Origin of the sequence: Kitasatospora sp. NPDC088346, from assembly GCF_044740765.1 — a bacterium.
GTDB lineage: Bacteria > Actinomycetota > Actinomycetes > Streptomycetales > Streptomycetaceae > Kitasatospora.
The window spans coordinates 1-21,413 of sequence record NZ_JBIURH010000021.1; the positions used below are offsets into that span (position 1 = coordinate 1).

The 21,413-nt window shown below is 72.2% G+C and carries 16 protein-coding genes; 3 read left to right on the forward strand and 13 right to left on the reverse strand.

The window, feature by feature from the left end; genetic code table 11:
• A partial coding sequence (locus tag ACIOFR_RS24520) for an AAA family ATPase (RefSeq protein WP_401000737.1) occupies positions 1-2,860 on the forward strand: 2,860 nt, incomplete at its 5' end.
• Between the two features lie 227 nt (positions 2,861-3,087).
• Here the strand turns inward: ACIOFR_RS24520 and ACIOFR_RS24525 are convergent.
• The 5 genes from ACIOFR_RS24525 to ACIOFR_RS24545 form a co-directional block, all read right to left on the reverse strand.
• A complete protein-coding gene (locus tag ACIOFR_RS24525) occupies positions 3,088-3,432 on the reverse strand; it encodes a hypothetical protein (RefSeq protein ID WP_401000739.1) in 345 nt (114 codons plus the stop codon).
• A gap of 16 nt (positions 3,433-3,448) precedes the next feature.
• Positions 3,449-5,110, reverse strand: a complete 1,662-nt coding sequence (locus ACIOFR_RS24530; protein ID WP_401000741.1) for a nickel/cobalt transporter — start codon at positions 5,108-5,110, stop codon at positions 3,449-3,451.
• A 23-nt stretch (positions 5,111-5,133) separates the two neighbouring features.
• Positions 5,134-6,459 carry a tetratricopeptide repeat protein gene (locus tag ACIOFR_RS24535; protein ID WP_401000743.1) on the reverse strand — a complete coding sequence of 442 codons (1,326 nt, stop codon included), beginning with the start codon at positions 6,457-6,459 and terminating at the stop codon, positions 5,134-5,136.
• A gap of 121 nt (positions 6,460-6,580) precedes the next feature.
• Positions 6,581-8,029 (reverse strand): DUF4331 domain-containing protein, encoded by a 1,449-nt coding sequence (locus tag ACIOFR_RS24540; RefSeq protein WP_401000745.1) that lies wholly within the window; start codon positions 8,027-8,029, stop codon positions 6,581-6,583.
• A 334-nt stretch (positions 8,030-8,363) separates the two neighbouring features.
• Positions 8,364-9,113: an SDR family NAD(P)-dependent oxidoreductase gene (locus ACIOFR_RS24545; protein WP_401000747.1), complete on the reverse strand. Its 750-nt coding sequence runs from the start codon at positions 9,111-9,113 to the stop codon at positions 8,364-8,366.
• Positions 9,114-9,206: 93 nt separating this feature from the next.
• Here ACIOFR_RS24545 and ACIOFR_RS24550 point away from each other — a divergent pair, with 93 nt between their 5' ends.
• On the forward strand, positions 9,207-9,614 hold the full coding sequence (locus ACIOFR_RS24550) for a winged helix-turn-helix transcriptional regulator (protein ID WP_401000968.1): 408 nt from the start codon (positions 9,207-9,209) through the stop codon (positions 9,612-9,614).
• A gap of 91 nt (positions 9,615-9,705) precedes the next feature.
• Here ACIOFR_RS24550 and ACIOFR_RS24555 read toward each other — a convergent pair whose 3' ends face one another.
• The 4 genes from ACIOFR_RS24555 to dnaE all read right to left on the reverse strand — a co-directional run bounded on the left by ACIOFR_RS24555 (position 9,706) and on the right by dnaE (position 16,950).
• Positions 9,706-10,437: an alpha/beta hydrolase gene (locus tag ACIOFR_RS24555; protein WP_401000749.1), complete on the reverse strand. Its 732-nt coding sequence runs from the start codon at positions 10,435-10,437 to the stop codon at positions 9,706-9,708.
• A 261-nt stretch (positions 10,438-10,698) separates the two neighbouring features.
• On the reverse strand, positions 10,699-11,733 hold the full coding sequence (gnd, locus tag ACIOFR_RS24560) for a phosphogluconate dehydrogenase (NAD(+)-dependent, decarboxylating) (protein ID WP_401000751.1): 1,035 nt from the start codon (positions 11,731-11,733) through the stop codon (positions 10,699-10,701).
• Complete coding sequence (locus ACIOFR_RS24565; protein ID WP_401000753.1) at positions 11,720-13,120, reverse strand: glucose-6-phosphate dehydrogenase; 1,401 nt, start codon at positions 13,118-13,120, stop codon at positions 11,720-11,722. The genes gnd and ACIOFR_RS24565 overlap by 14 nt, the downstream gene beginning before the upstream one ends.
• 278 nt (positions 13,121-13,398) lie before the next feature.
• Positions 13,399-16,950 carry a DNA polymerase III subunit alpha gene (dnaE, locus tag ACIOFR_RS24570; protein ID WP_401000755.1) on the reverse strand — a complete coding sequence of 1,184 codons (3,552 nt, stop codon included), beginning with the start codon at positions 16,948-16,950 and terminating at the stop codon, positions 13,399-13,401.
• Between the two features lie 267 nt (positions 16,951-17,217).
• Here dnaE and ACIOFR_RS24575 point away from each other — a divergent pair, with 267 nt between their 5' ends.
• Complete coding sequence (locus tag ACIOFR_RS24575; protein WP_401000757.1) at positions 17,218-19,185, forward strand: amino acid transporter; 1,968 nt, start codon at positions 17,218-17,220, stop codon at positions 19,183-19,185.
• A gap of 174 nt (positions 19,186-19,359) precedes the next feature.
• Here the strand turns inward: ACIOFR_RS24575 and ACIOFR_RS24580 are convergent, their stop codons facing one another.
• The 4 genes from ACIOFR_RS24580 to ACIOFR_RS24595 form a co-directional block, all read right to left on the reverse strand.
• Positions 19,360-19,881, reverse strand: a complete 522-nt coding sequence (locus tag ACIOFR_RS24580) for a universal stress protein (protein WP_401000759.1) — start codon at positions 19,879-19,881, stop codon at positions 19,360-19,362.
• Positions 19,882-20,065: 184 nt separating this feature from the next.
• A complete protein-coding gene (locus ACIOFR_RS24585) occupies positions 20,066-20,485 on the reverse strand; it encodes a winged helix-turn-helix domain-containing protein (protein WP_401000761.1) in 420 nt (139 codons plus the stop codon).
• 86 nt (positions 20,486-20,571) lie between these two features.
• Entirely contained in the window at positions 20,572-20,844 is a 273-nt protein-coding gene (locus ACIOFR_RS24590; protein WP_401000763.1) for a hypothetical protein, read from the reverse strand.
• 120 nt (positions 20,845-20,964) lie between these two features.
• Positions 20,965-21,144: a hypothetical protein gene (locus ACIOFR_RS24595; RefSeq protein ID WP_401000765.1), complete on the reverse strand. Its 180-nt coding sequence runs from the start codon at positions 21,142-21,144 to the stop codon at positions 20,965-20,967.
• Positions 21,145-21,413 lie beyond the last annotated feature (269 nt).

Below are 21,413 nucleotides of genomic sequence, written 5' to 3' on the forward strand. Positions count from 1 at the left end.
GGACCGAGCGGGCGATCCGACGGTCCGCGTCCTGGCGATCGCCGGGGACCCGGGCACCGGCAAGACCCTCCTGCTGGCCGACGCCGCCCGCGCCGTCCGCAGGCAGGGGCTGCGGGTCCGATCGGCCCGCGGCAGGCCCACCGCCCGCACCGTACGGTTCGGCCTGCTGGCCGACGCTCTCGACGACCTGATCACCCCCGCCACCCGCGCCCGGCTCCCGGCCACCGACTGGGCCGTGCTCCGCACCGCGTTCCCGGGCCTCGACGAGGCCGGGGAGACGACGCCGCGGACCGGCACATTCGACCGGCACGCCGTCCACCGCTCCTTCCGCCGGCTGCTGGAGCAGGTGGCCGCGCCGGCCGGAACCACCCTGTTCCTCGACGACGTCCACGCCGCCGACGACGCCTCGCTGGGGCTGCTCGCCGACCTCGTCCGCAACCCCCCACCGGTGCCGCTCGTGATCGTCCTGGCCTACCGTCCGCGGCAGATCTGCCACCGACTGGCCGCCGCCCTCGGCGCCGACGACAACCCCTCCGTCACCCTGCTGCGCCTCGGCGATCTCGGTGCCGACGCGGCCGCCCGGCTCCTCGGCGTCGAAGCCGGCACCCCTCGGTGTGAACTCCTCACCGAGGCCGGGGCCGGAAACCCGTTCTACCTCAAAGCCGTTGCCGCCATGTCGGACAGCGACCTGGCCGGTCTGCCGATCTCGCCCGCCCTGCTCGACCCCGAGGCGATACCGCACGACGCCCGCGCCGCCGTACTCACCGAACTCGACGCCCTGACCGAAGCGGACCGGGCCGTCGCCACGGCGGCGGCCGTCACCGGCCCCTGCGCCGACACCGCGCTGCTCGCCGAGGTGACGGGCCTCCCCGAGCCGGCGGTGGAAGCCGCCCTCGACCACCTCGCCGCAGCCGACCTGCTGCGCCCCGAAGGCTGCGAACTGCGTTTCCGACACCCCCTGTTGGCCGCCACGGTCTACCATGCGGCCGGTCACGCCTGGCGGCGCGCGGCGCACCGGCGCGCCGCGCACCACCTGGAACGGGTCGACGCGCCGGTCGAGCTGCGGGCCCACCAGATCGCGGGCTCCGCCCGGCCCGGCGACCGGGCCGCGGCACGGCTGCTCGTCCGGGCGGCCCGCGTCGGTGTGCCCGGCTCGTCCCCGTTCACCATCCACCTCCTGCGGGTGGCGCTTCGGCTGCTTCCGGAGAACGCCCCGGACCGCGGTGACCTGCGCTTCGAACTGGCCTGCGCACTGGGTAGGAGCGGCCGGCTGCTGGAGAGCCGCAACCTGCTGCACGAGCTGCTCGCCGAGCGCGACACCGACACCCCGGCGGCCGCCTGCCGCACCGACCTCGTCGAGTTCAGCGCCGGCGTGGACCGGCTGCTGGGCCGACTGGACGAAGCGGCCGCACTGGTGGAGGCGGAGCTGGCGGGAGCCGACGAGAGCGACCCGCTGGACACCGTCCCGCTGCAGGCGGAGCTCGCCGGTGTCCAGCTCATGCGCGGCCGGTTCGGAGAACTCGCCCCCCGCTTCGAGAGGATCCGGCAGGCCGCTCGCGAACGTGGCGACCAGGAAGCCGAGTTGAGGACATCGGCCGCATTGGGACTGGGTGCCACCCTGGCCGGCGACATCGCCACGGCGCTCGCTCTTCAGGAGCGGAGCCGCTGGCTCGCCGACAGCCTGCCCGACGGAAGGCTCGCACAACTCATCGACGCCGTCGTCCAGTTGTCCTGCACCGAAATCATGCTGGACCGCTGCACCGATGCCGTCCGACACCTGGAGCGCGGACTGGACGTCGCACGGCGCACCGGCCGGCACCACCTGCTGCCACCGCTCCACCTCGTCGCCTCCCAGGCGCACGCTCGCCTCGGCGGACTCGACGCCGCCCTCACCCACGGCACTCGGGCGCAGCACCTCAGCGGGCTGTCGGGTGACACCACCGTCCAGCGGATGTCCCCAGCCCTGAGCGCCCTCCCGGTACTCCTACGGGACGGCCCGGAGGCCGCCGCCCGAGTCGCCGGGCAGGGAATGGTCAGCGATGCTTCCCTGTGCTCCTGGTTGCGAGGGAGCGCCATCGGCACCCTCGCCAGGCTCAGGCTCCTCCAGGAGGATCCGGACGGTTGCCTCGGCCTCCTGGTCGGCGATGACGGCGAACTCTCGGCGCCCGACGCGGTTTCGGTCCCGGCCTGGTGCCTGCTGCTCACCGAGGCCGAGACCGCGCGGGGCGAGCCGGACCGAGCCGCGTTCTGGGCCGAGCGGTGCAGTAGGGCGGCGGCCGAGCTCGGCCTGCCGTCCGCCACCGCCCAGGCCCGCCTGGCCAGGGCCACCCTGTACCTGGCGACCGGTGAAGCGCAGGCCGCGCTGTCCGAGGCGGACCGGGCGGTCCGGGCCTGCGTCACCGCGGGCCTGCCCCTGGAGGAGGCCCAGGCCCGTCGGCTCCTGGCCGCGGCGTTCACCCGGAGCGGCCAGGTCCCGCAGGCCCAGGAACAGCTGGGGATCGCGAAGCAGAGCCTGCAGAGCCGGGGCGCCACCTGGGCCGCGGCCGCCGTCACCCAGCAGCAGCGCCGCCTGGGCGCCCAACAGCCCCGGCCGGCCGGACTCGGCCGTGCGGGCGCCGCGTTCGATCTGCTGTCGGCCCGTGAACGGCAGATCGTCGAGCTGGTCGGCCGGGCGATGACGAACCGGCAGATCGGCGAGCGGCTCTTCCTCAGCCCGCGCACCGTCGAGGCCCATCTGACCAAGGCCTTCGCCAAGCTCGGGGTGAGCACTCGCGCCCAGGTGATGGGGATCGTCCGCGACATGGGCGCGATAGGGGACGGGCCGGTCGAGCTGAGCGGCAGCGGGAGCCGGAGGAACTGACCGGGGTGACCCCGGGCGGGGTGATCGGTCGCTCTCCCCGGACCGACGTACCGCTCCCCGATTTCCACGCACGCACGCACCAACGGTCGGACGGTCGTGCCGGGCAGGTGCGTGCGCAGCGCCGGTCCGCCACGATCTGCTGCAAGGCTGTGCCGTCGGCCCGCTGCACGTCCCGCTGAGGCCCAGTGGGCCACGGCGCCTCCGGAGCGGTGCCGTCACGTGAGGTCTCAGCTGTTCCGGGTGGGCCCGGGTACGTGGCCGGGGTCTCCGCCGAGGTCGGTGTAGAGGTCCGTCCAGCGGCGGTCGGTGGTGGTCGGGGGCTTGCCGTCGCAGTAGGCCTTGCCGCCGTTGGCGGTGTAGTAGCGCATCATCTCCAGGATCGAACGGGTGTCGGCGCCGGTGCCGCTGGTGTAGTGGTCGCCTGGCTGCTTCGTCTGGTGGACCAGGCAGGTGGGGGAGGGTGTCGCGCGCTGGGCGTCGAGGCTGCCGGTGTCCGGGCCCGCGCACCCGCTGAGAACGATGACGGCGACGGCGAGCAGGGCGGCGAGGGGCACGGTGCGGTGCGGTGTCATGCGGGGACTCCGGGGTTCACAGGACGGGCGGGAGGCTGCGGACCATCAGGCCGACACCGACCATGAGGACCAGTGCGGCCGTCAGGGCCGCCGTGTGCGGGGCGATGCGGCGCAGAAGGGCGAGTGACGGACGGTGGGCGAGCGGGCCGAGCCGGTCGCCGAAGCGGACCAGCAGCAGTCCGACGGCTGTGAGGGTGGCGGCCATCCCGATCCCGTAGGCGACCACGAGGGCGGCACCGAACAGGGTGCGTCCGAGGGCGACGGCGCCGAGGAGAACGACCAGCGCGGACGGGCTGGGGACGAGGCCCCCTGCGATGCCGAGGCCGACCAGGCCGCGGGTGGTGAACGGCCGGGCTTCGGCGGACGCCGGCCCGTGAGCGTGGCGGTGGCCACCGAGAAGCCCGTGCCGGTGGGGCCGCCCGTGGTCGTGCCCGTGGCGGTGGCCGTCGTGGCTGTGCCCGTGCCCGTGCCCGTGGGCGTGCTCGTGGTGGTGGTCGGTGGGGCGGCGGTGGTGCTGGTGGTCGCCGTGCGGGTGCGGGTGCGGGTGCGGGTGGTCGTGGGTGTGCGCTGCCGGGGCGCCGGCTCCCAACAGGGCGGGCCGGCGGGCTGCTTCGGGGGCCGGCTCGGGGCTGCGCCGATGAGCGCGGGGTGGCCGTAGGGCGTCCGCGAGGAGACCGGCGCCGACGAGGGCGACGAGGGCGCCGCTGACCACGCCGAGCCAGCCGAGGACGGTGTCCCCGGCAAGGGAGGAGAAGGTGGTCAGGGCGAGTCCGATGACCAGGACCCCGGTGGTGTGGGTGGCGGTGACGGTTGCGCCGACGGTGACCGCGTCGCGGGGACGGCCGCGCCGGCCGGCGAGGTAGGCGGCCATCACGGTCTTTCCGTGGCCCGGCAGCAGGGCGTGTCCCACGCCGAGGACGACGGACAGCAGGACCGCGAGGAGGCCGACCGGCACGGTCAGCCGCTCTGCGCCGGCCAGCACGGTCAGCTTGCGGGACAGGGCCTCCATACGGGCGGTGAGGCCGTGGCCCACGGATCCTGCGACGCCGGTGTCTGTGAGGCTGGGCGGGCCGTCGCCCGCGGTGGCGGTGAAGCCGGCCGTGGTGTCGCCACGAGGGGTGTCCAGGAGTTCGCGCGGGTAGTTCCTGAGTTCGTCGGAGGACGAGGCGGCGGGCACGGTGGAGTGGTCCAGGTGGGCGCCCTCGCCCGTGGCGGTGATCTCGTTCCAGCCGACCCGGGCCGGGTCCGCGCCGGTGTCCACCCGCAAGGTGACCGGCCCGGTCCCCAGGTCCAGCGGCGCGGACAGGTGGCAGGTGAGACGGCTGGTGCGCAGTCCGGCCTGCCCGTCCCGGTAGTCGAACGCCGCGGATCCGACCGTCCAGGCGAGCCGCTGCGGCGCGGTGACGGCGAGGCGGCCGGCGGTCTCGGCGCAGCGGGCGGTGGCCCAGGCGGAGCGTTCGGCCTCGCTCGGGGTGCCGTCGCCGTCGATGTCGACGGCGGGTGCTGCCTGCAGGGTGGGGATCTCGGCGGTGTCGGTGACCGCGAGGGCGTCGAGCCGGTCGGCGTGGACGGTCAGGCCGGTGTAGTGGTTGACGGAGAAGTTGCCGAGGGGGTGGGCCCGGGCATCGGGTGCGGCGGAACACAGCAGCCACAGGGCGCCGGCTGCCGTGGCTGCCACGCGGATCAGGGGTCGGCGAGGGGTCACGGCGCACCTCCGAGGGCGACGAGGGCGACGAGGGCGGTGCGGGCCCGCGGGGCCAGCAGCGGGGAGAACGACGGGTCGGTGCGCAGCGCTTCGGCCAGGTGCTCGCGAGCCGCGTCCGTGCGGCCCAGGGCGCGTTCGATCTCGCCGCGGTGATAGGCGAACAGGGCGCTGTGCCAGCCGTACTGCTGCGCCTGTTCGGCGAGCGGGAGTGCTTCGTGGTCGTTGCCCTGACGGTGCAGGGCCCAGGCGAGGGCGTCCGCGACCAGGACGTGCTGGCGGCGCTGCCACTCGGCGCGCAGCAGGGTGACGGCCTGGTCGGGGTCGCCGTGGTCGGCCTGGTACTGGCCGAGCGTCAGGTCGTCGACGACACCGTTGGCGGCGGCGAGCTGCTGCTCGGCGGCGAGCAGCCGGTACTGCTCGCGGGCCTCCGGAAGGTGGCCGAGCGATTCCTGCAGTTCGCCGAGTTCCAGCAGGTACTGGGGGAGCGGTACCAGGGCGATGGCGGCGGCGTAGTCCCGTACGGCTGCGGCCGGGTCGCCGAGGGCCGCCTCGGCGCGGGCCCGGCCGGCCAGCGCCGGGGTGTAGGACGGGTCGTCGACGAGGGCTTGGCGGTAGCCGGTCAGGGCTTGCTCGGGGTGGCCGCTGTTGCGGTCGAGTTCCGCGATCTGGTGCCGGCAGAAGGCCTTGTCGGAGGGGTCGAAGGCGTCGTCGAGGGCGCGTTGCAGGGCGGCGTGGGCGTCGTCGGTGCGGCCGTGCTGTTCGAGGTCGTAGGCGGCCCGGGTGAACGAGGCGGTGCCGGGCCGCAGGTCGAGGAGTCGTTGGACGGATTCGGTGGCGCCGACGGTGTCCCCGAGCTGGGTGCGGGCGTCCGCGAGGACGGCGTAGGCCGACCAGTGCAGGGGGGCCGTCGTGACCGCGCGGGTGGCGAAGTCGCGGGCGTCCGCGAAGCGGTGGCGGGCGTTGGCGAGGGCTCCGAGGCCGGTGAGGGCGTCGGCGTTGCCGTCCGGCTGGAGGCTCAGCGAACGGTGCAGGGCCTCGTCGGCCTTCGGGTAGTAGGAGGGGTCGGCGGTGAGCCGTGCCTGCTCGACGTACTCGGACCCGAGCCGGGCCCAGCCGGTGGCGTCGCCCGGGACGGTGCGCAGCCGTTGCTGGTCGGTGCGGATGGCCTGGCCCAGGCTGCCGGCTCTCGGCGCGGAGGCCGCTGCGGGACTGCCGATCGCCGCCGGCGCGCCGGCCTCGGGCCCTTCCCGGCCGAGGGCTCCGAACGCGGCCAGGCAGCCGCACAGCGTGGCGGTGGTGAGCAGCAGGGGCAAGCGGCGCATCCTGGTCCTTCGGGTCGGGCGGGGGCGAGGCGGCCGAGCCGGGGAGCCGGCTCCGGGCGGGTCGACGTCCGGGCGGTGGGCGCGGCCCGGAGTGCCCGGACCGCGCCCACCGCCTCGACGGTCAGTTGGGCTGGTTGACGGCCTTGGCGTACGGCAGGGCGACGTACGGGAAGGAGCCGGAGAACGGCTTGTCGGCCTGGTTGACGCCGTCGCCGGCGGCGAGGGCGGGAATGAGGTGGCCGGGGGTGGCGCCTTCCATCACCTGGAGCGCGATGTCGACGACGTCGTCGGTCAGGCGGCGGCCGTTGGGGAAGCCCTGGAAGTCGCCGCTGAGGATGCCGAGCCGGTTCGGGTTCGCGGTGACCGGGGTGGACATGTTCAGCCGCAGTTCCTCCGCGGGCACGAACCTCTTCGGGTTGATGTCCTGGTTCATCAGCTGGGAGTTGAGGTCGACCTGGAACGGGCCGCCGGTGGCCTTGGCGATGCCGGTCAGGAAGATCTCCTGGAGGTCGGTGCGGGGGGTCGCAGGGGCCGGCAGGCCGTAGATCGCCTGGACGAGCTGCGGCACCTCCGGGTTGAGGACCTTGTTGACCAGCGCGGGCTGGTTGTGGTCCTCCGACGGCGGCAGGGAGTTGAACGCGTCCTTGAGCCCGGCGGGCACCACGACCTCGTTGACCAGCGGGTTGCCGAGCCGTGAGACCTGCACGTACTTGCCGGTCGGCTCCTGCTTGCCGGGGCTGAGCCTCATGGTCTGCTTCTCGGTGCTCGACCAGACGCCGATCACCGGGTTGCGGCCCGGGTCGCCCTTGAACGCGAGTTCGCTCTTGGGCACCTGGATGGAAAGGGTGTTGACGTTGTATCCGGCCAGGGTGTTCTGGCCGACCTCGGAGAGGTTGCCGCCGTAGAGCAGGTCGAAGACCCGCAGGTCGAGGAAGAACGGGTCGGCGGCCTGGGTCGCCACGGTCCGCCCGCCGTTCGGCAGTTGGACGCCGGCCTGGCTGCGGAGCTGCGCGTAGTTCGGCATGGAGGCCCTGCCGGTGTCCGACGGCGTGGCGGTGCCGTGCTCGACCAGGGTCTTCGGCTCGCAGCCGGGGCGCAGCTCCTGGAGCGTGTAGTACTGGTGGAACAGCAGCGTGGGGTCGGTGAGGTTGTTCACGACGCCGTTGTTGTAGAGGAAGGTGTCGGTGCCGCGCTGGTCCTCGGTGTGGAAGGTCCAGCGGTAGGTGACGTCGGGCCTGCCGGTGCCCTGGGAGTCGATGTTGATGTCGTAGTGGGCGCCGTCGGCCCAGGGGTAGAAGTTCGGTCCGCCGTTGGGCTCCTGGAACGGGAGCCAGTTGGCGACGAGGGTGACGGTGTCCTGCTTGTCGGGGCTGGTGAACGCGTAGACGTCGGTGTTGTCGACCTGCGGGTCCGCGGCGATCAGCGGCGCCTCGCGGTGGCTGGACGCCGAGCCGACTCCCGCGCCCGGGCCGGCCAGCATGCTGCTCGCCAGGGCCAGGGCCATCACGCCGAAGGTGGCGGCGGTGCGGACGGTGTACTTCGGTCGGGGGCGTCCGAGCACAGGGTTCATCTCTCTCGCTTCCGGTGGGGGCGGCGGGGCCGCCCGGGCGTCGTACGTGCCTCGCCTCGAACGGCGGGTCATGTGAGGGCGATGACCGCCCTCCTCAAGCCCTTCGGTCCGGGAGGCGTGGTGGACTGGCCCGTGTCACCCGCGCGGCCCAGCCCCGCCACCCGGACGGCCCTGTATGCGCGAAAGAATGGTTGCGCCGACCGATTCGAGGTCGGCGGAGTTCCGGGTGAACCGTGGAGTGCGGCTGACCCGCTGCCCGGACTCCCGCTCGCAACCGGCGCTGTTCCGCCGGGCGCGCTGCGGGCCGCACCCGGTTCAGCTCACGGACGGGGCGTCAGCGCATGCCGCCGGAAGCGAGGATGACGTCCCCGGTGATCCAGCGGGCGTCGTCGGACGCCAGGAAGGCCACCAGCGGGCCGTAGTCGTCCGGGGTGCCCGTCCGGCCCAGCGGGGTGTCGGCGATCGCCTGGGCCTCCTGGGCCGAGCCGGGGAATCCCATGGCCCTGGTGCCCTCGGTGTCCGACGGTCCGGGCATGATCGCGTTGACCCGGATGCCGCGCGGGCCCAGCTCCTTGGCCGCCACGACGGTGAACGCGTTGACGGCGCTCTTGGACGCGACGTAGAGCGAGGCGTACAGGGGGTGGGTGAGCGTGCCGGCCGTCGAGACGTTGATGATCGACGCGGTGTCGATGTCGTCCTGCGCGGCCAGGGCCTGCGTGGTGAGGATCGTGCCCAGCAGGTTGGTGGTCATCTCGCGCTGGAACTCCTCCTCGGTGATGCCCGACAGCGGCGCGAAGGTGGCGACGGCCGCGTTGTTCACGAGCACGTCGACCGGTCCGTACTCCTCACGCGCGCGCTCGAACAGATGGCGCACGTCGTCGCGGCGGGCCACGTCGGCCCGGACCGCGATCGCCCGGCCGCCCTCTGCGGTGATGCCCGCGACGACCCGCTCGGCGCCCTTCGCATCCTCCCGGTAGTTCACCACCACGGCCGCGCCGGTCCCGGCCAGCGCCTTGGCGATCCCCGCACCGAGGCCCTTCGACGCGCCCGTGACGATCGCCGTACGTGCGTTGCTGCTGCTCACAGTGACTCCTCGAACGTTGGTGCTTGCAGAAGTCACCGTAGGAGAGCTCGTTTCTGACGGTAAGTACCTACTTTTTTGTAAGCTCGTGACGTGATGGAAACTCAGCACGTCGCGACGGCCGCCCGACTCCTGGCCCATGACACCTTCGACAACAGGTGCGTCCTCAGGCCGATCATGGACCAGACGACAAGCCGCTGGGCGACACTGATCATCTCGGCCCTCGTCGCCGGCCCGCACCGCTTCGCGCACCTGCACCAACGTGTCGGCGGCATCAGCCAGAAGATGCTGTCGCAGAACCTCAAGGCGCTGGCCAGGGCCGGGCTCGTCGACCGCCACGTCGCGCCCACCAACCCGCCCCAGGTGACCTACAACCTGACGGAACTCGGAGTCAGCCTGGCCGGGCCGCTGACCGAACTCATCCAGTGGTTCGGCCACCACGGGGACGAGCTCCTCGCCGCCCAGGAGCACTACGACAGGCGGCAGGCGTCACCGGGCGGGTGACGAGCTGTCCCCCCGGTCGGTGACGGGGCAAGCGGGGTGGGCCGCCGGCGGCTTGTCGATCCTCGTCTGCCGACGGCCCGACGGCCCGGCCCTACGTCAGGTGCCGGGCGAAGAACCGGGCTGCTGCCTCCCCCGCGTACGGCGGGACACCGGTGTGCCCGCCGAGATTGGCGTGCAGCGTCTTCTCCCGGGAGCCGAAGGCGTCGAACAGGTCCAGGGCGGCCTGCCGGTCGTTCCCCTCGTCGTCCCACTGCAGCAGGACGTGCAGCGGAACGGTGACCTGGCGGGCCTCCTCGAAGGTGGCGGCGGGGACGAAGCTCCCGGCGAACAGAACGGCGGCCGAGATGCGCGGCTCGACTGCCGCGAGCCGGGTCCCGATGGCGATCACTCCCCCCGAGTACCCGACCGGGCCGCCGATCTCGGGCAGTGAGAGAAGGGCGTTCAAGGCGGCCTGCCACTCCGGGACGGACGTCTCGACCAGCGGGAGGACGAGCCGGTCCACGATCTCGGCGCCGACCGGCTCGCCGGCCTCCATGGCCCGGCGCAGATCGGCGCGGGCCTGCTCGGTGGCGGCGATACGAGGCCGGTCACCGCTTCCGGGGAGCTCGATGGTGGCCGCGGCGAAGCCGTCGGCCGTGGATTGCCGGGCCCGGTCCAGCAGTCGGGGGTACATCCTGCGCAGTCCGCCGGGGTGGCCGAGCAGGATCAGTGGCGCCGGTGCGGAGACGGTTCCGGACGTCCACAGGATGCCGGGGATGTCGCCGAGGGTGAATTCGCGTTCGAGGACGCCGTCGTCGAGGCGCTGCTCGGAGGTGAATCGCACGGTCGTGCCTTTCGGGAGTGCTCCTGAACGGCGCTCCCGGACGACCTATCGCCCGACCATGACCCCGGAGGGGAGCGCCCATGTCGATACTGCCTTCACGGGTACCACCTCCTCTTTCTCCAGCACGGCCTCCGGAAAGTTAGCAGGGGGCGCGGGGGTCCGCCAACACGTTTTCGCCGACCTGGTCGACCACGTTCGCGGCCACCGACGCCGAGACGGAGCGGGCCACCGTCCAGCCCCGGCGTCGACGCGCTCGTGCGGTCAGCCGGCCTTCTCGTCGTGGCCGCCGAAGCCCTTGCGCATCGCGGACAAGGCCTTGTCGGCGAAGTCGTCGAGGTGGCGCGAGGAGAAGCGGGAGTACAGGGCGGTCGTGAGCACGGGGGCGGGCACGCCCTCCTCGATCGCGGCGATCGACGTCCACCGTCCCTCGCCGGAGTCCGAGACGCGGCCCGCGAAGCCCTCGAAGCCGGGCGACTCGACGAGGGCGGCCGCGGTCAGGTCCAGCAGCCAGGACCCGATCACGCTGCCGCGCCGCCAGACCTCGGCGACCGCGGCGGTGTCGATGTCGTACCGGTAGTACTCGGGGTGCTCCATCGGCGCCGTCTCGGCGTCCGCGTCGGTGTGGCGCTTGCCGGCGTCCGCGTTGTGCAGGATGTTGAGGCCCTCGGCGAGTGCGGCCATCATGCCGTACTCGATCCCGTTGTGGACCATCTTGACGAAGTGGCCCGCACCGTTGGGACCGCAGTGCAGGAACCCCTCCTCGGCCGTGATCGGCGTGCCGGTGCGTCCGGTGGTGCGCGGCGCGTCGCCGGTGCCGGGGGCGATGGTCGCGAAGATCGGGCGCAGCCGCTCGACGACCTCGCTCTCGCCGCCGATCATGAGGCAGTAGCCGCGGTCGAGTCCCCAGACGCCGCCGCTGGTCCCGCAGTCGATCAGATGGACACCCCGGCCGGCCAGCGCCGCGGCGCGGGCGATGTCGTCGCGGTAGTACGAGTTGCCGCCGTCGATGACGGTGTCGCCCGGGGCGAGTTCGGCGGCCAGGGCCTCGATGGTGGTGCCGGTGATGTCGCCCGCCGGTACCATCACCCAGGCTGCCCGGGGTGGGGTCAGCTTCGCGGCCAGGTCGGCCAGTGAGGTCGCGCCGACCGCTCCGTCCTGCTCCAGCGCGGCGACGGCCGCGGGGTTGACGTCGTACACCACGCAGGTGTGGCCGTCGCGCATCAGCCGGCGGGCGATGTTGGCGCCCATCCGGCCGAGCCCGACCACGCCGAGCTGCATCGGTTCACCGGTCGCCATGGTCTGTACTCCTGTCGTGCGGGGTCGAGAGCCAGGGCAGCTGCCAGGTGGTGCGGCCCGGGCCAGGGGTGGGGCCCCAGGACCCCTGCTGGTAGGACACGGGTGCGGGCGGGTGGTCCACCAGCGGCTGGATGACCCGCCAGGTCTCCTCCACCACGTCCTGCCGGGTGAACAGCGAACGGTCGCCGGTCAGCGCGTCGTTGAGGAGCCGCTCGTACGGCTCGGGGGGCTTGCCGAGCTCGGCGGCGAAGGACAGGCCCAGGTGGACGCTGTCGGCCGACTGCCCGGAGGCCTTCTTGGAGAGCAGGCCGATCCGCAGACCCGGGTCCGGGTCGATCCGCAGCACCAGCTCGTTGGGGGCGGGGTGCTCGGGCTCGTCCAGGAACGCCAGCCGGGGCGGGCGCTTGAAGACGACGCGCACCTCGGTGGCCCTGGCGGCCAGCGCCTTGCCCGCCCTGATGGTGAACGGCACCCCGCTCCAGCGCCAGTTGTCCACCTCCAGCGCGAGTTCGACGTACGTTTCGGTCGTCGACCCGGCCTTCACCCCGGGAACGTCCAGGTAACCCTCGTACTGGCCGCGCAGGCAGCGGGCCGGATCGACGTCGGCCATGGCCCGGAAGACGTCCACCCTGCGGTCCCACAGTGCGTCGGACCCGGGGCCGACCGGCGCCTCCATCGCGATCAGGGCGAGGACCTGGAGGAGGTGGTTCTGCACCACGTCGCGCAGCGCGCCGACCGGGTCGTAGAACGCCCCGCGGTCCTCGACGCCGAAGTCCTCGGCCATGGTGATCTGTACCGCGGCCACGTGATCGCGGTTCCACAGCGGCTCCAGCACCGCGTTGGCGAACCGCAGGAACTGGATGTCCAGCACGGGCTGCTTGCCGAGGAAGTGGTCGATCCGCAGGATCTGCTCCTCGCCGAGCACCCGGTGGAGCCGTGCGTTGAGCGCCCGGGCGGACGCCAGGTCGTGTCCGAACGGCTTCTCCAGCATGACCGTGGCACCCGTGGTGAGTTCCGCCGCGGCCAGGGCCTCCACGACCGGGGCGAACAGCGACGGCGGGATCTCCAGGTAGAACAGCGGCCGTTCGGCGCCCTTCAGCCGGTCCGCCAGCGCGCGGTAGGTGGCCGGGTCGGTGAAGTCGCCCCGCAGGTAGGACATGCGCCGCGCCAGCCGCTCGAACGCCTCCGACTCGACGGCCCCACCGCCGCCGTCCAGCGCCGCGCCCATCGTGGCCACCAGGTGGTCGTGCGACCAGTCGTCGAGCGCCACTCCGATGACCGGACAGTGCAGCAGCCCGGCCGCCTCCAGCCGGTAGAGCGCCTGGAAGGTCATCTTGCGGGCCAGGTCGCCGGTGATACCGAAGATCACCAGGGCATCGACGCTCATCCCCGCACCCCCCGCCGTGCGGAACGCACGCCCGGGCGGCCGCGGGACCGGCCCGACCGCTCCCGGGCCGTGCCTCCGGTCTCACCGTCGAGATCGCGCAGGTCTGCCCGAACCTGCTCAGGTAGATAGTTGCTCACGACAGGGACGATATAGCCCGTAGTGTCACATTTCTGACAGGTCGTCGTCTCGCCCGCAGCGGCGCCGTCGCCGCCGGTGGACGATCGGCGGGACGGGCCCGGGCCCGGGCGGGGCCAGGCGCCCGCCCGGGCGGCCGCCCGCTACATCGTCCCCATCCAGGCGTGGGTGCCGAGGGTGGTCTTGATGTCCGAGGCGAGGCCGTGGTCCGTGGTCACCCGCAGGCCGAGCTCGTACAGGGTGTTCTTGTCCCAGTTGGTCGTGAGCAGGCGTACCGGTACGTCCCCCGGGTGGTCCTGGAGGACCCGCTTGAGCTCGGCCACCAGCTCGGGGGTGATCCTCCTGGTCGGGAGGGTGATCTGGACGGGGGGCTTGGTGCCGAGTTCGGCGGAGGAGACGTCGAGCGTGGTGATCTCCTGGCCGAAGATGCTCAGGCTGCCGTCGCGTTCGTTGAGCCGTCCCCGGGCCGAGATGACGTTGTCCTCCACCATCTGGTCGGCCATCAGGTTGTAGGTGGCCGGGAAGAACAGCACCTCGACCGAGCCGTCGCGGTCGGCGAGCGTGATGATGGCCCAGGCGTTGCCCGCCTTGTTGATCCGGCGGTCCACCGCCGTGATCAGGCCGGCCAGCCTGACCTCGCCCTCGGTACGGCCGGAGCCCATGAGTTCGGCGATGGAGGTGTCGCGGTTGCGGGACAGGATGTGCTCGGCGCCGTCGAGCGGGTGGCTGGAGACGTACAGGCCGAGCATCTCCCGTTCCAGGCTGAGCAGTTGCTTTCGCGGCCACTCCCGCTCGGTGAGCTCGAAATCGAGGCCGATGGTGGGGGTGTCGTCGCCGCCGAGCGCGCCGAACAGGTCGTCCTGCCCGATCGCCTGCTGCTTCTTCACCCCGGTGACGGCGTCGATCGCGCTCTCGTGCACGGTGCTCAGGGACAGCCGGGTGTGGCCGAGGGAGTCGAACGCGCCGGCCTTGACGAGGGAGTCGACGGTGCGCTTGTTGCACACCACCAGCTCGACCTTGTCCAGGAAGTCGGCGAAGGAGGCGTACTTGCCCTTCTCCTCACGGGTCCCGACCAGCGATTCGATCACCGGGACGCCGACGTTGCGGACGGCCTTGAGGCCGAACCGGACGTCACTGCCGACGGCGGTGAAGTCGACCACGGACTCGTTCACGTCGGGGGAGAGGATCTTGATGCCCATCTGGCGGCACTCGGCCAGGTAGACCGCCATCTTGTCCTTGTCGTCGGCCACCGAGGTGAGCAGCGCGGCCATGTACTCGGCCGGGTAGTTGGCCTTGAGGTAGGCAGTCTGGTAGGAGACCAGGCCGTAGGCGGCCGAGTGGGACTTGTTGAAGGCGTAGCCGGCGAACGGCACCAGGACGTCCCACACCGCCTTGATCGCCTCGTCGGAGTAGCCGCGTTCGTGGCAGCCGGCCTGGAACGGGATGAACTCCTTCTCCAGCACCTCCTTCTTCTTCTTGCCCATCGCACGGCGGAGCAGGTCCGCCTGGCCGAGGCTGTAGCCGGCCAGCACCTGCGCGGCTCGCTGCACCTGCTCCTGGTAGACGATCAGGCCGTAGGTCGGGCCGAGGACCTCGCTCAGCGGGGTCTCCAGCTCGGGGTGGATCGGGATGATCTCCTGTTGGCCGTTCTTGCGGAGCGCGTAGTTGGTGTGCGAGTTCATGCCCATCGGGCCGGGCCGGTAGAGCGCGGACACGGCGGAGATGTCGGCGAACTCGGTGGGCTTCATCAGGCGCAGCAGGGCGCGCATCGGGCCGCCGTCGAGCTGGAAGACGCCCAAGGTGTCGCCGCGGGCCAGGAGTTGGTAGGTGGTGGGGTCGTCGAGCGGGATCTTCTCGATGTCGATGTCGGTGCCGCGGTTGGCTTTGACGATCTTGATGCAGTGGTCGATGATGCCCAGGTTCCGCAGGCCCAGGAAGTCCATCTTGATCAGGCCCATGGCTTCGCACGACGGGTAGTCGAAGCCGGTGATGATCACGCCGTCCTTGTCCCGCCGGTGCAGCGGGATCAGGTCGAGCAGCGGGGTCGAGGAGAGGATGACGGCGGCGGCGTGCACGCCGGTGCCCCGGATCAGGCCCTCGATGCCCCGTCCGGTGTCGATGATCTTCTTGACGTCGGGTTCGTTGTCGTAGAGCGCCCGGATCTCGGTGCCCTCGTTGTAGCGGGGGTGGCTCTCGTTGAACAGGTCCGCGAGCGGGACGCCCTTGCCCATCACGTCCGGCGGCATCGCCTTGGTGATCCGGTCGCCCATCGCGAACGGGTAGCCGAGGATGCGGTTGGCGTCCTTGACGGCGGCCTTGGCCTTGATGGTGCCGAAGGTGTTCACCTGCGCGGTGTACGCCGAGCCGTACTTGTCGGTGACGTAGCGCACCATCTGGTCGCGCTGGCGGTCGTCGAAGTCGATGTCGACGTCCGGAGGGTTGATGCGCTCGGGGTTCAGGAACCGCTCGAACAGCAGGTCGTGCTCCAGCGGGTCGAGTTCGGTGATCCGGGTCAGGTACGCGACCATCGACCCGGCCGCCGAGCCGCGGCCCGGGCCGACCGGGATGCCGTTGTCCCGGGCGTACTGGCAGATGTCCGCGACCACGAGGAAGTACGCGTCGAACCCCATCGGGGAGATGACGCCCATCTCCAGCTCGATCCGGTCCAGCACCTCCTGGCTCGGGTTGTCGCCGTAACGGACCTTCAGCCCGGTGGCGATCTTCTTGCGCAGGTACGACGCCTGGGTCTCGCCCTCGGGCACGTCGAACTGCGGCATCCGGTCGACGTAGGTGAAGACCTCCTCGTACGACTCGATCCGCTCGGCGATCAGCAGGGTGTTGTCGCAGGCCTCCGGCAGCTCGCGGAACAGCTCGCGCATCTCGGCCGCGGTCTTGATGTAGTAGCCGGTGCCCTGGAACTTGAAGCGGTTCGGGTCGTCCTTGTTCTTGCCCACGCCGACGCAGAGCAGGCTGTCGTGCGCGTCCGCCTGGTCGGCGGTCACGTAGTGGGAGTCGTTGGTCGCCAGCAGCGGGATGTTCAGCTGCCCGGCCAGGCGCAGCAGGTCCTGCCGGACGTCCTTCTCGATGGACAGGTCATGGTCCATCAGCTCCAGGAAGTAGTTCTCCCTGCCGAAGATGTCCTGGTACGCGCCGGCCGCCTTGACCGCCTCCTCGTACTGCCCGAGGCGCAGCCGGGTCTGCACCTCGCCCGAGGGACAGCCGGTGGTGGCGATGATGCCGGTCGCGTTGGCGGCGATCAGCTCGCGGTCCATCCGGGGCTTCATGTAGTAGCCCTCCATCGACGCGAGGGAGGAGAGCTTGAAGAGGTTGCGCAGGCCGGTGGCGTTCTGCGCCCACATCGTCATGTGGGTGTAGCGGCCGCCGCCGGAGACGTCCTTGCCGCCCTCGCCGTCCGCGCCGGAAGGGCGCTGGCCGCCGGGCGACCAGAAGACCTGCTTCTTCTCGAAGCGCGACCCCGGTGCGACGTACGCCTCGATGCCGATGATCGGCTTCACCCCGGTCTTCGCGGCGGCGTGGAAGAACTCGTACGCGCCGAACATGTTGCCGTGGTCGCTCATCGCGATCGCGGGCATGCCCTGTCTCTCGGCCTCCGTGAACAGCTTGCCGTTCTTTGCCGCGCCGTCCAGCATCGAGTACTCGGTGTGAACGTGCAGATGGGCGAAGGTGTCGGACACTGCGCTGGGGCTCCTTGCAGATCGGGCGACCGGAGGAAGTGCCCAACCCTAACGGGCGCAGGAGAGCGACTCGCCGAAAGCGAGCCGACCGGCGGCTGTCCTTCACGTACTCGCTACGCCGCGCTCGGCGGCGGAACGGGTGGAACCCGCACTCCGCTCCCCGCGCGCCACCGTGTCCTGCCCGGGCGGCGCGGACGGCTCGCATAGCCTGACGTCGCCGCTCGCCCAGTCGGCCGGGCCGCCTGCGGCCGTCGACGGGAGTGCAGGGTGGTGACCTCAGCTTCGGGTGCCCGCGGTTCCGCGCCGTCGGCGCGGCAGCGGTTTCGGGCGTGGCTGCTGGAGGGCACGTCGGACCGGGTCAGGCAGCACCCGGGCCCGCATGCCGACGCTCCCACGGAGCACGGGCAGCGCTGGTGGCGGGTGATGTGCCTGACCGGCCTGGACTACTTCTCCACCCTGGGCTACCAGCCGGGCATCGCGGCACTCGCGGCGGGCCTGGTCTCCCCGCTGGCCACCATCGTGCTGGTGCTGGTCACGCTGTGCGGGGCGCTGCCGGTGTACCGGCGGGTGGCCCAGGAGAGCCCGCACGGGCAGGGCTCGATCGCCATGCTGGAACGGCTGCTGTCGTTCTGGCAGGGGAAGCTGTTCGTGCTGGCGCTGCTCGGTTTCGCCGCCACCGACTTCGTGATCACCATCACCCTCTCCGCCGCCGACGCCACCGCGCACCTGGTGGAGAACCCGCACCTGAGCAGCGCCCTGCACGGCCGCCAGGTGCTCATCACGATGATCCTGGTGGCCCTGCTCGGCGCGGTCTTCCTCAAGGGCTTCAGCGAGGCGATCGGCGTCGCCGTGGTGTTGGTGGCGGTCTACCTCGCACTGAACGTGGTGGTGGTCGCGGTCGGACTGGGGCACGTGCTCAGCGATCCGGGGCTGGTCACGGACTGGACCGACGCGCTGACCGCCGAGCACGGCAACGTGCTGGCCATGGTCGGGGTGGCCCTGCTGGTCTTCCCGAAGCTCGCCCTCGGCCTGTCCGGCTTCGAGACCGGTGTCGCCGTGATGCCGCACATCGAGGGCGATGAGAGCGACACCGAGGAGCAGCCGACCGGGCGGATCCGCGGCACCCGCAAGCTGCTCACCACCGCCGCCGTGATCATGAGCGTGTTCCTGATCACCAGCAGCTTCATCACCACGCTGCTGATCCCGCCCGCCGCCTTCGAGCCGGGCGGCGCGGCCAACGGCCGGGCGCTGGCCTACCTGGCCCACGAGTACCTCGGCGGCGCCTTCGGCACCGTCTACGACCTCTCCACCATCGCCATCCTCTGGTTCGCCGGCGCCTCCGCGATGGCCGGCCTGCTCAACCTGCTGCCCCGCTACCTCCCGCGCTACGGCATGGCGCCGCACTGGGCGCGCGCCGTGCGCCCGATGGTGCTGGTGCTCACCGGGGTCGCCTTCCTGATCACCTGGATCTTCGACGCCAGCGTCGACGCCCAGGGCGGCGCGTACGCCACCGGCGTCCTGGTCCTGATCACCTCGGCCGCCATCGCCGTCACCATCGCCGCGCACAAGGCCGGCCAGCGCGGCTGGACCATCGGCTTCGCGATCATCTCGGCGGTCTTCGTCTACACCACCGGCGACAACATCGCCGAGCGGCCCGACGGCGTGAAGATCGGTGCCTGCTTCATCGCCGCCATCGTGCTGATCTCGCTCGCCTCCCGACTGGCCCGCGCCTTCGAACTCCGGGTCACCGACGTGGTCCTCGACCAGGTCGCCGAGCGGTTCGTACGGGACTGCTCGAACCGGACCCTGCGGCTGATCGCCAACCAGCCGGACCGGCGCGACCTCACCGAGTACCGGGAGAAGCTCCAGCAGATCCGCACCGACAACGACATCCCGCCGGAGGACGACCTGGTCTTCGTCGAGGTCACCGTCCGGGACCCGTCCGACTTCGAGGCGGAGCTGAAGGTCCACGGCGAGGTGCTGCACGACCGCTACCGGGTCCTCACCCTGGAACACTCCAGCATCCCGAACGCGCTGGCCGCACTGCTGCTGCACGCCCGGGACGCGACCGGGCAGCAGCCGCACATCTACTTCGAGTGGACCGAGGGCAACCCGTTCGCGCAGTTCCTGCGCTTCTTCCTGTTCGGCCAGGGCGAGGTCGCCCCGGTCACCCGGGAGGTCCTGCGGGAGGCCGAGCCCGACCGCAGCCGCCGCCCTCGCGTGCACGTCGGCTGACCGCGCGCCGTCGGCGAGGACGGAGACAGCCGCCGACCACCGGCAGGGGTGGTGAACAGGCGGACGTGGACGCCGCACCGGCCCTGCGGTCCGCCCTGGCGGTCCGCGGACGCGAACGCGTCTTGCTGCACCTCTCGTCCGTCGCACGCGGTGCCGCGTTGCCGGGGAGGGCGCTCAGGCGGGCACGGCGGAGTGCCGGGGAGCTCGGCGGTGGCCGGCGAGGAAGGGCAGCGGTGCCCCGCTGCGCGCCGTGAGCTCCATGCTCTCCAGCAGCTCGGACGGGGAGACCACCAGCACGTCACAGACCGCGTGGGCGCGGCAGTAACGGGCCACCGAGCCGCGCAGGGCATGCTGGACGCGGCCGCGGTGGCCGCTGCCGAGCACCAGCAGGTCGGTGGGGCGGTCGGCGGCCGCCACCAGCGCGCGGCCGGGCTCGGAGCGGACCACCAGCGGACGGATGACGACGTCGTTGGGGTAACTACCGAAAGCCTGCTCGAACACGGTGTCCAGCCGCTTGCGCGCCGCGTGCTCCAGCTCCGAGAGCGGCCGCAGACGATCCCCGTCCGTCTCCGCCCAGGCGATCACCGGAACGAGCACCGCATCGCGCCGGCCCGCCTCCTCCACCGCCCGGTACACGGCGGCGAGACTGCTCAGCGAGCCGTTGACCCCGACGACGACCCGAATGCCCTCGACCATGACAGTCCGCTCCCTCTCCCGCTCTCCGGCCGGCGGGACTCCGACGGCCCACACCTCATTGGACGCCTGCCGGCCGGCCCTGGCGGAGGTCCTTGACGTACGCACTACGCGCCGGGAGCCTTCCTTGACGCGGCCTTGATACGCGCGGCGTGGCGCCCGGCGCACGCGGCGGCCGGGCGACCGGTCACGGTCGGACCGGCCTGCCCGGGTCGTAGCAGTAGCCGACCTGCCGGACGGTCGCGATGGTGTCCCGGAGCTCGGGCCCGAGCTTGCGGCGCAGCCGGGCCACGTGGACGTCGACCGTCCGGGTGTCGCCGAACGGCTCCTGGTCCCAGACACCGGTCAGCAGTTGCCGGCGGCTGTAGACCCGCAGGGGGTGCGCCACCAGGTGGGCGAGGAGTTCGAACTCCATGTAGGTGAGCTTCAGCAGGCGTCCGCCGGCGACCGCGGTGCGCCGTACGGGATCGATGACGACGCCGGCCACCGCGGCACGCGGAGCGTCGGGCCCGGGACCGCCGCCGACCCGCAGGACGGTGGCCGCCGCGGCGGTGACGGCCGGCCAGGTCGAGTGAATGCGGGAGACCCGGGGGTAGTACAGGGACATCTCTTCCTCCTTGCGGCTTCGTCCACGGGGGGTCGACGTGCCGGCGGTGCGCCCGGCGGTCGGGGCAGCTCAGCGGTCGGGGCAGCTCAGTGGTCGGGGCGCCAGTGGGCTTCGAGTCGGCGCGTCCCGTCCGCCGTGGTGACGGTCCGCCAGCCCGCGCGCATGCGGACGGTGGGGCGGGTCGGGCCGCCACCGTCACCGCCGCCTCCGACAGGGCCGCCGATGGCCTGCAGCACCGGACTGTCCAGCGGGCTGGCGGCGAGCCGGCGCAGGACGGCGGTGAGCAGGGCAAGCGCGGAGCCGCGCGCTGTGGTGGAGGTCCTGGGCGCGTGGGTGTGAGAGGCGCCGAGCACTGCCATGGGAATCCCCCTCCGTGAAGAGCCGTCAGGTGTCGTGGTGCCGTGCGTGGTGGTGCGAGGGAACGGCGGTGCCGGTCGGGCGACGGAACTCCCGGCCGTCGCCGTGGCCCTGATGGGCGCTCACCGCTGGTGCTGCGGTGTGGTCAGCGTGGTGGCGCGGGTGACGGCAACGGCGCAGCGGCTGCTGCCGCGCCGCTGGACCGGCCGCAGCGCGAACCCGCCGCTCGGGCCCCGGACCGGGACGTCCAGCGCGGGCCGGGGTTCCCCGGGCTCCTGGGGAGCGGTGTCTGTGCAGGTCACGGCTGGTGCTCCAGATGACGACGGAGAAGCGTGGACGGTCGTGGTCGACCCGGTCGGTGGCTCTCCGAGGCTAGGCCGGTTCGTGCGCGCGGGGAGCGGCCCTGACGGCTCGTTGACTGTCCCGGAACGACCCCTGACGGTGCCTTGACACCGGCTGCCCGACGGGCGTCACCGGACAGGAATCTCTCGGGCGGGAAGGGGGAGCCGGCCCCGGGCGGCCGGGCTGGTGCGCGGTGGAGCCCTGCTGCGCGCCGGGGGTGTGTACCGGC